Origin of the sequence: Paenibacillus lignilyticus, assembly GCF_017942085.1 — a bacterium.
Taxonomy (GTDB): domain Bacteria; phylum Bacillota; class Bacilli; order Paenibacillales; family Paenibacillaceae; genus Paenibacillus_Z; species Paenibacillus_Z lignilyticus.
Genome location: NZ_JAGKSP010000002.1, coordinates 443,604 through 459,162 on the forward strand (window position 1 = coordinate 443,604; position 15,559 = coordinate 459,162).

Below are 15,559 nucleotides of genomic sequence, written 5' to 3' on the forward strand. Positions count from 1 at the left end.
TATCCATTCCCTTCCATTAATTATATGGTATAATAAACGAACAACAGGTGCAGGGGTGCATAATAATGGATGATTTATTTACGTATTATACAGATGCAATCATGATCATTCATGAGAATCAAGGTGTACGTACAATACATACGATTAATAATGCCTTCTCGACTATAACCGGCTTTACGTCTGAGCAATTGGTCGGGCAAGATATAGCTACGATACAACCTGATACTGCCAACACGCTATGGGGGCTTATAAGCCGACTTTGCGCCACCTTTTCGGAGCATAAGAACAGCGCATACGCCGAATGCAACCTTACGATGCAGGCAGATAAACCTATTTTCGCTGAGGTGCATATTCAACAGCTTGAAATTATTAACGCCGTCTACTACACCGTGAAGCTTGTTGACCGCTCTGAGCACAAATGGATTGAAGAAATGGTGCTTCAACAGAATGTGGTTAGCTCGGTCATCTACACGAGCGGTGGATTAATGACGTCCCTTCGGAGCTATCGCAACTCCATCCCATATGACCGGTACAAGCTTTCCCTGAAACATAACAAAGAGTTTGTTATAGAAGAGGACCAAGCTCGTGTCCACAACTTCTTTAATTCACTTCGCGAAAGTCGCCAGTCGGGTCAAATCACATACACATTGCAGCTGTTTGAAGATCGCTACCTCACCACATCCCTCATCCAGCCCTTCTACAATGCCGATGACAGCTTTAAATGCTACGCCATTCTAACGCTTGCCATGAATTCCATTCACCTATCCAAGTTCGGACAAGCCATTCGCAAACAAACCCAAGTCTTTAAGAGCGACATGCGCGATGCGGATATCGATCCGGCCTATAAGCTTCGTCTGCTCATGGTCGAGAAGAAGCTTTCTGTCACCCAGCTTGCCGAGAACACCCAGATCTCATTAACGACGATTTCCAATATCCGAAACGGCAAAATCAAGAAGCCGCAGCGCCTGACGGCCCATTTGATTGCGGCAGAGCTAGGCGTGGAGCCCGGTGAAATTTGGGGAGACTGAGATGGAGCTTAACTCCATACTTCCACTCTCACTGCCTCACTACCTGCATGTCATACAAAAAGGACCGCTCTCATCAGTCGAATTGCACACTACCGAGGCGGTCCTTCATCATGCAGTTACAGTTTAAACTTCGCTGTTAATTCGTTCATCTCAATCGCAATATCGCTCAGTGCGCGTGACGAAGTGGCGATTTGCTCTGCGGATGCGGTCTGCTCCTCTGTTGTTGCTGCAACGGTCATCGCCGTCTCCGAGCTGTTCCTTGCAATCTCCTGCAAACGCTGCATCGAGCTGATGACCTGCTCCGAGCCTGCTGCCATTTGCTCCGATGCTGCCGCTACCTCTTGCACCTGACCGGATACACGCTCCGACGCGGCAGCGATCCCGGCGAAGGATGCACCTGCTTCACGCACACTCCGCAGACCGGCCTCCACTTCTTCGGAGCTTGAGCGCATCGTTTCCACGACGGTAAGCGTATCACTCGTGACATGCTCAATCACTTGCTCAATTTCTTCGATGGCTTCCGAAGTTTGAAGCGCGAGCTTCCTAACCTCGTCCGCGACAACCGCAAAGCCGCGTCCGTGCTCGCCGGCGCGCGCTGCTTCAATCGCCGCATTGAGGGCGAGCAAGTTCGTATGCTTCGACACTTCGCCGATCAGCTTCGATATGCCGCCAATGTTGCGCGTATGTATTTCGAGTCGGTTCACTTGCTCGGTGGCTTGCTGCACCGTCTCATGGATGGCCGACATCCGCACCATCGCCTGCGAAACCGCTTCATGCCCAATCGCTGCCTGACGGCTCGCATCCGCCGACAAGCTCGCAACAAGCGAGGTCGACTCCGCGATGCGATTGATACCTTCGCCAAGATCCTGCGTCGTCTTGCTTACTTCCTCGAAGCGCTGCAGCGCAATCTCAGTTCCGGCTGCCATATCCGCAACCGATTCAGCGGCTTGCTGGGACGAGCCTGCATTCTGCTCCGAAATCGCCAGCATCTGCTGCGAAGAAGAAGCAATGCCTGCCGAAGCCTCTTGCACGCCTTGCATAGCAGAACGCAATTGCACGATCATGCCGGAGAGCGAGTGAAACAAAGCGCCAATCTCATCTTTATTGCGAATCTTCGGCACTTCCGTAACCAAATTGCCGCTTGCGACTTCATTCACAACGACAGCCGCCTGCTTAATCGGCTTCGATATCGTTCTGCGCACATACCAGGTTAGGAAGATGACCAGAATCGTACCGACAACGAGCGCAATTTGACTAGTCCGCTGGGATTGCGAATTAATCGTTGCGTTTTGCGCCTTCGCCTCTTCAGCGCCGGTATGGTTATTACGGACCAAATAATCAATGCTGCTCTGAATCGCCGCATAGGAGTGCTCCGAATCCTTCATCAGCGTTACAATCTCTTCTGTGCTCAGCGAATTCTTGTTGCTCGCCGACACTTTCCTCGTAACGTCCTGATACCCTTTCCACGCTTCTTCAAGCTTCGTGAACAGCTCCTGATCCGTCTGATCTCCCGCCGTCATAATCGCTTTATAAGCTGCAAGACTTTCATCGACTTTCTTAATCGTAGCATCGGTATCCGATATATATTGCTTCTTCAAGCTGGCATTGGTTTCAAGAAGAATCTTGTACTGCAGGGTTAGCACGTGATCCGCCATGTAGTTGATGTTGTTGATCGTCTCGACGCCTACGAGCCATTTGTCCGCGATTTTCTTCGTGTTGTCGATAATTTGGGTCATCATGAGGGAACTCAATACCCCATTTACAAGCAGCAAAAGCAGAACGCTGATAAAGGAAATCATCAGCTTGGCTCCCACCGTAAATCTAACCTTTCCATTCTTCTTCCCCATGTTGATCTCCGCCTCCGCCCTAGTTAGGTTAATGCCATTAATAACAGCAACATTTCCAGTATACTTGGAAATTCATCGCTTTAATAATTACATTTTTCATTGCAAGAAAATGTAGATTAAACCTCCATTTTAGCGCCATATGTCTATTTTGTTAATCTACCATATTTTTGCTGAAAGTTAAATAATTAAAGAAATATTCCCCATCAGGCACAACAAAAAAAACCGCTTCTCTCAACGTTCGAAAGAAGCGGCTTTAATAACTACATCTAATTGCGATACGGTTGCAAGCCGGCGTTCAACGCTTTCGTCTGTGCGTAAACGTCCTGATAGACACGGAACAGTCCAGCATAGGCGCTGACAGCAGCCGGGTCCGGATGATAAACGGCGGCGCGTTTCACGAACAACTCTGCGCACGCCTCCAAACTTTCGAACCATCCGCAGCCATATGCTGCGAGCATTGCCGCACCAAGCCCCGGACCTTGCTCATTCTCCAAGGATACGACATCCGCACCGAATATATCAGCCTGCATCTGAAGCCATACCGGGTTCTGAGCGCCGCCACCGATGGAAATGATTGTATCCACTGTTTTCCCGGCTTGTCTGAACAGATCCACCGATTCATTCAACGAGAACGTAATGCCTTCCATGACCGCACGGGCAAAATGAATCCGTTCATGCGAGCCGTCGATCCCGATGAAGCTGCCGCGAATAACCGAATCGGCATGCGGCGTACGCTCGCCAACCAGGTAAGGCGTGAACAGAAGTCCGTTAGCGCCCGGCTTCACGTCGCCAATGCCGGCTAGCAGCTCGTCGAACGATTCGCCTTTGGCAAATGTATTCTTAAACCAGCTGAGACTGTAGCCTGCCGCGAGCGTAACCCCCATCGCGTAGAACGCATTTTCTTTCCCATGGTTGAAGAAATGCACTTTGCCGCGGAAATCGTTGCCGCTGCCTTGCTCAAATGAAAGAATAACGCCGGAGGTGCCGATGCTGCACATCGTCAGACCCTCTTGCAGAATGCCGGAGCCAATGGCGCCGCAAGCATTATCCGCACCGCCCGCAAACACCTTCGTGCTCTCGGATAGGCCGGAAGCCGCCGCTTGATCAGGCAACAAGGTGCCTGTCAACGCATGCGATTCCACAAGCGCCGGCGCGAAGGAAGCCGGTAGACCGACCGCTTCGAGCACCTCGCTGCTCCAGCATTTGTTCGCTACATCAAGCAGCAATGTGCCTGCTGCATCCGAATAGTCCATGTGCAGCGCGCCTGTAAGGCGATAGCGCACGTAGTCCTTCGGCAGCAAGAACGATACCGCCTGCGCGAAGACTTCCGGTTCGTGCTTGCGCACCCATAGAATCTTCGGCAGTGTGAAGCCTTCAAGCGCCGGATTGCGTGTTACCGTAAGCAGCAGCTCTTGGCCCACTAACGCTTCGATCTCACGGCATTCCGCCGTAGTGCGCGTATCGTTCCACAGAATGGCTTTACGAACCGGATTTCCTGCCGCATTCAGCAGCACCAAGCCATGCATTTGGCCGGAGAAGCTGATGCCTTCAATCGCATCAGCCGGTACGCCGGATTGCTCCACCAGCTCGCGAAGCGCGCCGATCGTACCTTCCACCCAGTCATCCGGCGTTTGCTCGCTCCAGCCGGAATGTTCATGATACAGCGGATAATCACGGGAAGCTTCAGCAGCTACAGTGCCGCTCCGATCCAGGAGAAGCGCCTTGACGGCGCTTGTACCAAGGTCAATTCCGATAACGTAGGACATGCGCGAATGGACCCCCTCGACTTAAACGCTGTAGATAACTTCGTTCAGTACCAATTTGATCCGCTCAAGACGGCCGGATTCGTTCTTAATTGCATTGTTTTGCATGGCGTACTGCTCAAGCGATTGCAATGTAGCGCGGCCCGCAACGATTTCGGCACCGATGCCGTCTTTGAAGCTGCGATAACGGTTGTCGACGATGTTGTCGATAATTTTCTCTTCAATTAACTTCGCAGCCGCCTTCAGACCCCAAGCATACGTATCCATACCTGCGATGTGAGCAAGGAACAAATCCACATCTTCGAATGACCCGCGACGTACTTTCGCGTCGAAGTTTACGCCGCCTTTACCAATACCGCCGGCTTTAAGCACTTCATACATCGTAAGTGTTGTGGAGTACAGATCCGTCGGGAACTCATCTGTATCCCAGCCAAGCAGCAAGTCGCCTTGGTTTGCATCAAGCGATCCAAGCATGCCATTGATAGCAGCAACGCGGATTTCATGCTCGAATGTGTGGCCGGCAAGCGTTGCATGGTTCGCTTCAAGGTTCAGCTTGAAGTATTCTTTCAGATCATATTTTTGCAGGAACGCAATTGTCGTTGCCGCATCAAAGTCGTATTGGTGTTTAGTCGGCTCTTTCGGCTTAGGCTCGATCAAGAACTGAGCGCCAAATCCGATTTCTTTGGAGTAAGCAACAGCCATGTGAAGCAAACGCGCCAGGTTATCGAGCTCAAGCGCCATATCCGTATTAAGAAGCGTTTCGTAGCCTTCGCGGCCGCCCCAGAATACATAGTTCTCAGCGCCGAGACGTTTACCCACTTCAAGGCTCTTCTTCAATTGAGCACCAGCATAAGCGAACACATCTGCATTCGATGTTGTACCCGCGCCATGCACGAAACGCGGGTTCGTGAACATATTAGCCGTGTTCCACAGCAGCTTCGCGCCGGAAGCTTTCATGTTCTCTTCCATCAAATCCACGATTACATCGAGGTTTTTGTTTGTTTCAGCCAGCGTAGCGCCTTCCGGAGCGATGTCGCGGTCATGGAAGCAGAAGTAAGGAATGCCGATTTTGTTCAGGAATTCGAAGTTCGCTTCAACGCGAGCTTTCGCTTGATCCATTTCATTAGCGGAATCCCAGCCGCGAACTGCAGTGCCTACGCCGAACGGATCGGAGCCTGCGCCTGTGAATGTATGCCAGTAAGCAACTGCAAAACGCAGGTGCTCTTCCATTGTTTTGCCAAGTACAACTTCCTTTGGATTGTAATGTTTGAATGCCAGCGGATTGTCGGAACCTTTGCCTTCGTAAGCGATTTTACCGATATTTTGAAAATAAGCCATGAATAATTCCTCCCAGAATGAAAGTATTGAAAACGCTCTTACAGCTATTCTAGCATCATCAAACTTAGTTTGTCTACTAAACAAAGTATGTTTTTTTTATAAATCCGCCAAGCCAAATACAGGCATGCTTCCCGGCTTGCGTGCATACATTGTACATAGTTTATTTTTCAAACAGGAGGCGAGCGTGGATGGCCTGCGGCAATTTAGGCGTGGCAAATGATTTTAACGTGTTCGTGCTGGGCAACCACACCCAATCGTTCGTCGATTCCGGCGGGCGCGTCGCTGTTGGCGGCAACGCTACCTATAACAGCTACGGGATCGGCAATGCACTTCCCACATCGACTACGCGTGCCGACTTAATCGTTGGCGGCAATATGAACATTATCGGCGGAACCAATTTCAGCGGGAACAGCGTCATCAGTCCTGCCGGGACTATAATCAATTACACGATGACGAACAATAACGGCGTTACCGGTCAGCCTTTCCGAGGAACGCCGGTTGATTTTGCGGCAGCACAGCAATATTTGACCTGCGCCTCGAGTTCTTGGGGGTCACTCAGCCCGAACGGAACCGCCTTCGTTAACTTCGGACAAATCGTATTAAGCGGTAACAGTCCTACTCTGAACATTTTCACCATTAACGGCAATAACGTAGCGGGCTCCGGCGTTTCACTCGCTACCGCAAACGGCATTAACATTATCACACCGCCCGGCTCCACAGTACTTGTGAACATCACCGGCAACAATGTTGGGTTTGGCAGCTATGCGATTTTTATCAATGGCGGACAATCCTCCCCAGCAAACGGAGCCGTTATTCTATGGAATTTCTTTCAAGCCACAAATGCGTTCAACCTCAATCTGTCGATCAAAGGCTCCGTGCTTGCCCCATTCGCCGCTTGGAGCGCGTCCGGCTTTGGCAACATCGACGGCACGATTGTCGTCGATTCCCTGACGAACACGACAGGCTCCATCGAAGAGCATCACATTCCTTTTACAGGCTGTTTGCCGGAAGTCTTCTGTACGCCAAGGCTGCAGCTGGCGAAGACCGTCAATGGCGGAAGCTCTGTAAGCGGGCCTCCGGGTACACCGCTTACGTACGTCATTACAGTCACTAACACAGGTGCCGGGACATTAACGAATATTGTCGTCGACGACCCTGAACTGAACTTCAATCAAACGATCATGGTGCTGCCGGCCGGACAATCCGTGCAATTCACGATCAATTCCGTTATTAAAGCCGGTCCGCCTAACAGCAGCTATCAAAATATCGTAACAGCGATGAGCAATCAGACTCCCCTACAATCCGCTGCTGTCACCATCAATATCGTCGGCCCGATTGTAGCGGAGCTGATCAAGACCGTTCTACCCACGACTGCAGAACCCGGGGATACGGTTACTTACACCTTCACGCTTGTTGTTCAGAATGGTGCTACGCTCTTAAATGTGCATTTGGTCGATCCCGTGCTTGGTCTGGACTTGACGTTTCCTTCGGCGACAAGCGGCGAGCTGGCCTCCGTTCCCTTCGTCATTCCCGCGAACACGCCGATTGGCAGCAATTTCGTCAATACCGCGACGCTGACCGCAAGCAATTTGCCTCAACCCTTAACCGATTCGGCAACGGTATTCATCACGGAAACTCCATCTGTCATCTTAACCAAGTCGGCAGATACCGCTACAGCTGTACCCGGCCAGACGATTACGTACACGCTTACTGTCAGCAATGAATCTAAAGCTACGACGCTGTTCGATCTCCTTCTGACAGATCCGCTGCTCCAGGTCAATCAAACGATCGCGAAGCTGGATCCGCAAACGACGGTAGTCTTTCATGGCATGTACACCGTTCCCGCGGGCACGCCTGCCGGCACGGTTATTCACAATACCGCGACACTCGTATCCTCACTTGGCACACAAACAGCAAGTACAGACGTCACCATCCTCGCAGCCCCAAGCATCACGATTGCCAAAACACCAAGTGTGACGCTTGTAGCGCCCGGCGAAACCATCTTCTACGACATTACGGTAATCAATACGGGCAACATCCCGCTTACCGATGTCTTTATTACCGACCCGGTATTGTCCTTCTCCGTTACGGTGCCTATTCTCCCGGTAGGCGGGCAATATGTCGCTAACGCCTCTTTTTCGGTTCCGCTGGGAACGCCCGCCGGGACGAAAATCATCAACACCGCATCGGTAATAACCGATCAAACACCGGCGGTCTCGGCAATGGCAGAAGTCGTCGTCGCTGCGGTATTCGGATTGTCGCTGGCTAAGACAGCGGATGTGAATACGGCCGTACCCGGTCAAATTATTAACTACACCATTACGGTCACGAATACTTCCAATGCCGATTTGACCAATGTCACCATTACGGACGATCTGCTGTCTTTGACGGAAACGATCGCCACCCTTCCTGCCGGCGCCACGATCATGTATGACATTGAATACACCGTTCCCGCCGGTACACCCGCAGGAACCATTCTGACGAACACCGCGACAGCCGACTCTGACCAAACGGAGCCAACCACGGCAACGACGATGGTTATTATCACAGCCGTGCCATCGCTTAGTTTAACGAAAACCGTTGCGCCGACCAGCGGTCCGGCCGGTACTCCACTCACCTATACCTTTACGGTTACCAATACCGGCAACACCGCCTTGACGCAGGTGCGTGTCCAAGATCCGCTCCTTGGCGTGGATACGACCATTCCCCTAATCGCGATAGGCGGTCAGGCCGCGTTCAACGTTCCTTCGGTTATTGCGGGATTGCCGCCGGGAACGATCATTCATAATATCGCGAACGCAACCTCGACCGAGACGCCGACTCCGGTGTTCGCCGACGCTTTTGTAACCGTTGGAACTCCACCGACCCTTTCGCTGACTAAGACCGTAAGCGAACCTTCCGCTCTTCCGGGTGAAACGGTGACCTTCACGATTACGCTGACAAATACGTCTGCGGTTGTGTTAACGAACGTGCTGCTCGTCGATGAATTTTTCAATCTGAACTATACGTTCGACAGCCTCTCACCGGGCGAGTCCCGGACTATCAATGCCGATTTCATGATACCGCTCGATTCACTCGGAGGAACTGTTTATGTGAATACCGTAACGGTTTCTTCTGACCAGACGCCGCCTGTCTCGGCATCGGCTTCCGTCACCACCGAGAATGTTTTCGATATGACGATTTCGAAAACGGTCAATTTCGCCACGGCGCTTCCGGGCCAAACCATCACGTACACCATTGAGGTCGAAAACACAGGCAATGTCTCCCTCTTCAATGTGTTGGTAACGGATCCGATTCTTGGTCTGCAAACGGTGATTACGGAGCTTGACGCTAACGCTGTTCAGACGTATATGATTCCGTTCACCATTCCCGATGATGCTGTTCCCGGCTCTGTCATTGCGAACACAGCTACGGCGAGCAGCATACAGACCGGTGATCGCACGGCAAGTGCCAGCGTCGAAATACTGCCGATTCCCGCCGGCGATATTAAAGTGCAGAAGCTTGTGAGCACCTTAACCGCGGATCCGGGCGAAACGGTCTTTTATACGATTATTGTGTTTAACGACTCCTCCGCGCTCGTCACAAATATTCAAATTACGGACCCTATCCTTGGGATCAGCGAGACATTGGCCGAACTGCCGCCGCAGAGCGCCTATACGCTGAGCGTGCCTTATACGGTTCCGCTTGGTTCACCGGGAGGCACGGTAATCGTCAATACCGTCTTAGTCGATGCAATCGGAGAAACCCTGACGGCCACGGCAACGATTACTGTCAATGGAATTCCCGCGGTCACGTTGACCAAGACGGCCAGCCAATCGACTGCTTTGCCCGGCGACATCGTGAACTACACCATCACGGTTGCGAATACCGGAAACGTGCCGCTTACGAATGTAACGGTTACCGATCCGACACTCGGCTTTGCGGAAGTAATTCCTTCTCTTGCAATCGGTCAAAGCGTGCCATCCATCGTCCAATTCGTAGTTCCGGCCGTTCCTGCCGGTACGATCCTTACGAACACGGCTTCTGTAACCTCCGATCAGATTCCGACGCCCGTGACTGCGTCCGCATCGATCAGCGTGGATACACCGGCCAGCATTTCGATTACGAAGACGGTCACCCCGGCTTCTGCCGCTCCGGGCGAAACCGTTACGTTCACCATTGAAATCATCAATACCTCATCGGTTAATTTAACGAATGTGGAGATCACGGATGAGCTGCTTGGCTTGCTCATCGATGCCCCGGTTATTCCTGCGGGTGTGACTCGAACCATTACGATCGACTACACGATTCCGCCTCAAACGCCGGCTGGCACGGTGATTAACAACGTCGCAACCGTCACATCCGATCAGACGCTGCCTGCTTCCGCTGCCGCCGCCGTAACCGTGGCCGCCGCTCCTTCCTTAAGTCTGGAGAAACGCGAAAGTTCAAGAACCGCGGAACCCGGGGATTTCGTCACTTATATGATCACGGTAACCAATCCAGGCAATGTGGCATTAACGGGCATTCGGCTGACGGATACCTTGCTCAATCTGAACGAAGTCATTTCGCTGCTGGAACCGCAGCATTCGTTCGTCCTGAACATCCCGTATCGAGTGCCTTTCGGACTGCCGGCCGGAACCAGCATATTTAATACCGTTGTGGCCGTCTCTGATCAAACCGCCCCGCAAGAGGCCATGACGAATCTGGAGGTACTGCCGGTATATTCGATTGATGTCCGGAAGACGTCGGCGCAAACGGAAGTGCTGCCGGGAGGAACGATTACGTTCGAAACGACGGTGACCAATACTTCTAATGCGATTTTGACGAATTTGGTGCTGTATGACCCGCTTGTAGGCATCAATGAGACGATCAACTCCTTGGATATCGGCGATTCCTTCACCCTTCGTTCCGACTACGTCGTCCCTCTGGGCACATTGGCTAACACCATTATCACCAACGTCGTGACGGTAACCACAAGCGAGACACCGCCTGCCGTTGCAGACAGATCGGTGCTCGTCCTTCCACATCCGCGGCTTGATCTGACCAAAAGACTGCCGGTCATCGGGGTTCCCGGCGGCAAGCTAAGAATGGAACTGTTCTTCGTCAACAGCGGTAACGTCACCTTGCATAACATTCATTTGGTCGATGCGGCTGCGCGGTATCATTTCCACTTGGATGAACTGACGCCGGGGGCGAATCAACGAGGAGCATTGTGGTTCATCCTGCCTCAGGATGCGCAAATTGGTTCACAAGTCGTCAATACCGCTGTTATCAGCTCGAACGAAACGGCTCCGTTCGAAGCGCGTGCAATCGTTACGGTTGTCGGCCTGCTAATCGAGAAGACATCAAGCGCCATCTCCGTCGTTGTCGGCGATCGCATCACCTATTCCCTTGTAGTTCGAAATCCGACGCCATATGCGGCGCACAATGTGGTATTGAGAGATCCGCTTCCGATGGAAGCCGCCTTTATTCCGGGCAGCGTATCGGTCAACGGCGAACGGCTGCCTGATGCCGTTCCGGGCTTCCCGGGTATTCCGATTGGCACGATTCCCGCAGGCACATTCGCGACGGTTTCGTTCAAGGCTAGAGTGAAACTCGAGCCGCCGGGCCGCAAATTAGAGAACCAAGCGCATGCGAGCTTTTCGTTTACGGAAGGCAGATATACGGTGAACGGCAATGCGGAGTCGAATGTATGGATCGTGGAGGTCTACGACGACGAGGAATAAAAAAAGTGCAACTTCATCTTCCGCGTGGTAAAATCGTACCCAAATCATCCGCGAGGCGGATTCGGGGGACGTTATGGCCATTAAGAAGACCGGAGATTTGACTTTAGTCAAAAAAATGAATACAGCGATCGTGCTGGAGGCGGTGCTTCGTCACGCGCCTCTTTCACGTGCTCAAATATCGGAGCGGACCGGACTGAACAAAGCGACGGTATCGAGCTTGGTGCAGGATCTGATCGACCGCCATCTCGTGCTCGACATTGGCCCGGGTGAATCGAGCGGCGGACGCAAGCCGTTTCTCCTCTTGTTCCATGCCCGCGCAGGCTACGCGATCGGCATCGATCTCGGGGTCAACTATATCCGCGGCATCTTGACGGATCTGGAAGGCGCGGTCGTGCTTGAACGCGAGCTGACGATTGATAATCATGAGGCCGCCATCGTGCTTCCGAAGCTGATGGATTGCATCGAAGAGCTGAGAACATCCATGCCTGCGAGTCCGTATGGTCTCGTCGGCATCGGGATAGGCGTGCCCGGCATCGTCAATGGCGAGGGAACCATCTTGTTCGCGCCTAACTTATCCTGGCCGCAAGTTCCGCTTCGGGCTATGATCGAAGAACGCTTCGGCGTGCCGGCTACCATCGACAACGAAGCGAATGCGGGTGCGCAGGGCGAGCAGAAATACGGCGCCGGACGAGGCATTGCCAATCAGATCTACGTGAGTGTCGGCATCGGGATCGGAACGGGGATAATTTTGAATAAGGAGCTGTATAAAGGGGCGGCCGGTTTCTCCGGCGAGCTTGGCCATCTGTCCGTTATGGCGGATGGCACGCCATGCCGCTGCGGCAATCGCGGCTGCTGGGAGCTGTACGCATCCGAGAATGCGCTGCTTGAACAGGCGGAGCCGCTTGGATATACAGATCTGGACGCTCTTATCGGCGCAGCCGAACAAGGCGATGAGCATGTCATCGCCTTGTTCCATCGTATTGGGGAATGGATTGGGACAGGAATTGCCAACATCGTCAATGTATTCAATCCCAATGTGGTCATCATCGGCAACCGGATGCGCCGCGCGGAACCCTGGATTCGTGATGCGGTCGCCGCCACGGTCGGCAGCCGCGCGCTCGCTTATCACCGGGAGCAATTCCGCCTGCTCTACGCGGAGCAAGGTGACAGGTCCGCTGTGCGGGGGGCCGCTCATTATGCGATTTCCGCGTTTCTGGCCAAGATGAAGGACAGCTAACATGCGGCAGAGTTTATCGCTTAAGCGATTAGGCTTTGCGACTCCCTTCGCCTAAACAGCGAGAATGATTTTGCCGTATTGAATTTCGCCTTTCACAAGCCGCTGGAAGCTTCTCGGGCCTTCCTCCAGCGGTTTTTCTGTTGTCCAGCCTTCCTCGGTCACTTTCCCGTCGGACAGCAGCTCCAGCGCATCGGCGAAATCCTGCGGCGTATAGCAGAACGAGCCGAGTACGTTCGTCTCGCAGCGGATCATATCGTTGATCGGAAGCGGCGATTCTGCGCTGCCTAGCCCGATATTCATGATCGTGCCGCCGGTGTTGACGATGGCTTTCGCGAGACTGCGCGTCACGCTAAACCCTGCCGCATCAATGACGATATCAATGCCTTTGCCCTTCGTGGCCTGCTTCATGGCAGCAAGCGACGAATCGCTTGTGCTGTCTACCGCGCCGTCGAAGCCCATTTGTGAAACAAGCTCCAGCCGCAGCGGGTTATTATCTAGCACGAACACCTTGCCAGCTCCGAGCAAACGCGCCGTAAATGCGCAAAGCAAACCGATCGCGCCGGCTCCGATAACGGCTACATTACCGAACGGAACAGTCGCCATCGCACGCCTGGTTGCACGCAAGGAGCATGCTAACGGCTCGGTCAGTGCCGCTCGGCGGTAGGAAAGAACGTCTTGTATACGCACCACTTGTGCCGCCGGCACCGTAATTTGCTCCGCATAGGCGCCCGGCCGGTGGATGCCGATAATTTGTCTGCGATCACAGAGGTTATACTGCGCGCGAACGCAGCGCGGACATGTTCCGCAGTGGATCAGCGGATTCACTACGACACGCTCGCCTAAGGCGAAGCTTGCGGCAGCACCGATAATTTCACCGGCGAATTCATGGCCCATGAGCAGCGGCGGATGCCGCAGGCTGTTATGACCGAGATACCCTTCCAGGTCAGAGCCGCAGATGCCGGCATGGCTGACTTTGATGACCACTTCCTGCTCCTTCGGCTCCGGTAAAGCCATATCAATGAACGACATTTGCTCCGGTCCTGTCCACATCACTGCTTTCATGGCTATCTCCTCTTTCCCCTATTACATGATTAGTGCGCCGCCATCGACAGCGAGCAATGCACCGGTTACCCATTCCGCATCCGGTGACGTCAGGTAGACAATCGCTTTGCCAAGATCACTTGGCCTTCCTCCGCGTCTGGCCGGCAAATACGAAGCCCATTCATCGCTCTTAGCACCGGCTTGCTTCCGCTGCTCAAGATTGATGTCTGTCGCCACACCGCCGCATAGAATGGCATTGACTCGAATGCCGTATTTGCCAAGGGCATTAGCCATCGACGAAGTCAGCGAATTCATGCCGCCTTTGCTCGCTGCATAGTGTACCTGCTCGGGACCGCCCCTCATCGCGGTGACCGTGCTGATATGCACGATTGCCCCGCCCCCTTGCTCCCGCATGACAGCCCCGGCTGCCTGCGAACAGAAGAAAGCGCCTGCCAGATTGACGGCAATCGTCCGATTCCACGTCTCTTCCTCGATATCGAAGAAATCGCGAAATGGGCAAATGCCTGCGTTGTTGACGAGAATATCGATGCGGCCATATCGCGATTTCACATCGCTGACCATGCGATCGATATCTGCCTTCTTCCCAATGTCCGCGACTATTGCTTCTGCTTGCCCTCCGCGCCGCTTGATCTCGGCAACCACTTCTTGGGCGGCTGCTTCATGACTGGTGTAATTCACAATAACCGTCGCTCCCGCATCGGCAAGCTCACCGCAGATTCCCCTTCCGATGCCGCGGCTTCCGCCGGTTACAATTGCAATTTGCCCCTGCAATTTTCCGCTCAAGCTCGTTTCCCCCTCACCCATCCGTCCGGATAACGTTCCAAGACCGCCGCGTCATGCCCAGGCAGCAAAATATCCGCTTCCCGCTTCAAACGGCGAATCGCATACACGCTTTCCTCCGAGCTGAACCCGAATCCGATCGGATGCTCCCGCTCCAAATTTTCGTATAGAAATGCGACATCGCCTGTAATGGCGGCTATGCCGTCTTCCATCCGAATCAATACCGCTTGCGAGCAGCGCGTATGCCCGCCTACGTGGATGACCCGTATACCCGGGACAATTTCCGCCTCGTCCGGTACGAGCGTAAGCTGTTCGTTCATTTCGTTATCCATGTATCGAAGAAGCGCGTGCGGGAACGTATCGAAGATTGGAACGCCGCGTTCGACCGCAAAGTCCCAGCCTCTGCGATTCACGTAAATCTTGGCGTTGACGAAGAGCGGAATGTTGGCGATATGATCATAATGCAAATGCGTCAGAATGACCGTATCAATATCCTCCGGTCGCAGCCCGTCACATTTGGCAAGCAAGGATATCGTATCCTCCCCCTCGGCGACCGGGAACCCGGCACGGCTATTCTGATCGAGTCTATGAAACTCTTCGCCATATTCGCCACCGTAACGGAGCTGATGCGTCCCGCCCATTCCCGTGTCCACGAGAATGTTCCGGCCGGCACCTTGAATCAGCCAAAAATAGCAATTCACGTGCACCTGCTCCCCGAACCCTTCCATGAATAGAAAAACCGGCTTCGGCGCGCTGTGCGTCGCGGTTCGCAAACATTTGATCGTATAGACGCTCACTT

9 protein-coding genes are annotated in these 15,559 nt (G+C 53.2%); 3 read left to right on the forward strand and 6 right to left on the reverse strand.

Annotated features, from left to right (window positions below; genetic code table 11):
- The first annotated feature begins 65 nt into the window (after window positions 1-65).
- Window positions 66-1,028: a helix-turn-helix domain-containing protein gene (locus I8J30_RS07165; RefSeq protein WP_210656712.1), complete on the forward strand. Its 963-nt coding sequence runs from the start codon at window positions 66-68 to the stop codon at window positions 1,026-1,028.
- Between the two features lie 116 nt (window positions 1,029-1,144).
- Here I8J30_RS07165 and I8J30_RS07170 read toward each other — a convergent pair whose 3' ends face one another.
- From I8J30_RS07170 to xylA, 3 genes are all read right to left on the reverse strand, one after another.
- Window positions 1,145-2,875 carry a methyl-accepting chemotaxis protein gene (locus I8J30_RS07170; protein WP_210656714.1) on the reverse strand — a complete coding sequence of 577 codons (1,731 nt, stop codon included), beginning with the start codon at window positions 2,873-2,875 and terminating at the stop codon, window positions 1,145-1,147.
- Between the two features lie 266 nt (window positions 2,876-3,141).
- Entirely contained in the window at window positions 3,142-4,641 is a 1,500-nt protein-coding gene (gene xylB / locus I8J30_RS07175; RefSeq protein WP_210656716.1) for a xylulokinase, read from the reverse strand.
- Window positions 4,642-4,662: 21 nt separating this feature from the next.
- Entirely contained in the window at window positions 4,663-5,976 is a 1,314-nt protein-coding gene (gene xylA / locus I8J30_RS07180; RefSeq protein WP_210656718.1) for a xylose isomerase, read from the reverse strand.
- 188 nt (window positions 5,977-6,164) lie between these two features.
- Between xylA and I8J30_RS07185 the strand changes: the two genes are divergently transcribed.
- Window positions 6,165-11,681 carry a DUF7507 domain-containing protein gene (locus I8J30_RS07185; protein WP_210656720.1) on the forward strand — a complete coding sequence of 1,839 codons (5,517 nt, stop codon included), beginning with the start codon at window positions 6,165-6,167 and terminating at the stop codon, window positions 11,679-11,681.
- Between the two features lie 73 nt (window positions 11,682-11,754).
- On the forward strand, window positions 11,755-12,918 hold the full coding sequence (locus I8J30_RS07190; RefSeq protein WP_210656722.1) for an ROK family transcriptional regulator: 1,164 nt from the start codon (window positions 11,755-11,757) through the stop codon (window positions 12,916-12,918).
- Between the two features lie 51 nt (window positions 12,919-12,969).
- Here the strand turns inward: I8J30_RS07190 and I8J30_RS07195 are convergent, their stop codons facing one another.
- From I8J30_RS07195 to I8J30_RS07205, 3 genes are read right to left on the reverse strand one after another with little or no spacing between them, the layout of a single operon-like run.
- Window positions 12,970-13,980, reverse strand: coding sequence for a zinc-dependent alcohol dehydrogenase (locus I8J30_RS07195; RefSeq protein ID WP_210656725.1), 1,011 nt, complete (start codon window positions 13,978-13,980; stop codon window positions 12,970-12,972).
- Between the two features lie 21 nt (window positions 13,981-14,001).
- On the reverse strand, window positions 14,002-14,763 hold the full coding sequence (locus I8J30_RS07200; RefSeq protein ID WP_210656727.1) for an SDR family NAD(P)-dependent oxidoreductase: 762 nt from the start codon (window positions 14,761-14,763) through the stop codon (window positions 14,002-14,004).
- Window positions 14,760-15,557: an N-acyl homoserine lactonase family protein gene (locus tag I8J30_RS07205; protein ID WP_210656729.1), complete on the reverse strand. Its 798-nt coding sequence runs from the start codon at window positions 15,555-15,557 to the stop codon at window positions 14,760-14,762. The genes I8J30_RS07200 and I8J30_RS07205 overlap by 4 nt, the downstream gene beginning before the upstream one ends.
- Between the last annotated feature and the right edge of the window lie 2 nt (window positions 15,558-15,559).

Bases quoted from the DNA above. Each gene is read 5' to 3' on its own strand.
- xylA (WP_210656718.1), bottom strand. From the start codon at position 5,976: ATGGCTTATTTTCAAAATATCGGTAAAATCGCTTACGAAGGCAAAGGT.
- I8J30_RS07170 (WP_210656714.1), bottom strand. From the start codon at position 2,875: ATGGGGAAGAAGAATGGAAAGGTTAGATTTACGGTGGGAGCCAAGCTG.
- I8J30_RS07195 (WP_210656725.1), bottom strand. From the start codon at position 13,980: ATGAAAGCAGTGATGTGGACAGGACCGGAGCAAATGTCGTTCATTGAT.
- xylB (WP_210656716.1), bottom strand. From the start codon at position 4,641: ATGTCCTACGTTATCGGAATTGACCTTGGTACAAGCGCCGTCAAGGCG.
- I8J30_RS07185 (WP_210656720.1), top strand. From the start codon at position 6,165: ATGGCCTGCGGCAATTTAGGCGTGGCAAATGATTTTAACGTGTTCGTG.
- I8J30_RS07190 (WP_210656722.1), top strand. From the start codon at position 11,755: ATGGCCATTAAGAAGACCGGAGATTTGACTTTAGTCAAAAAAATGAAT.
- I8J30_RS07165 (WP_210656712.1), top strand. From the start codon at position 66: ATGGATGATTTATTTACGTATTATACAGATGCAATCATGATCATTCAT.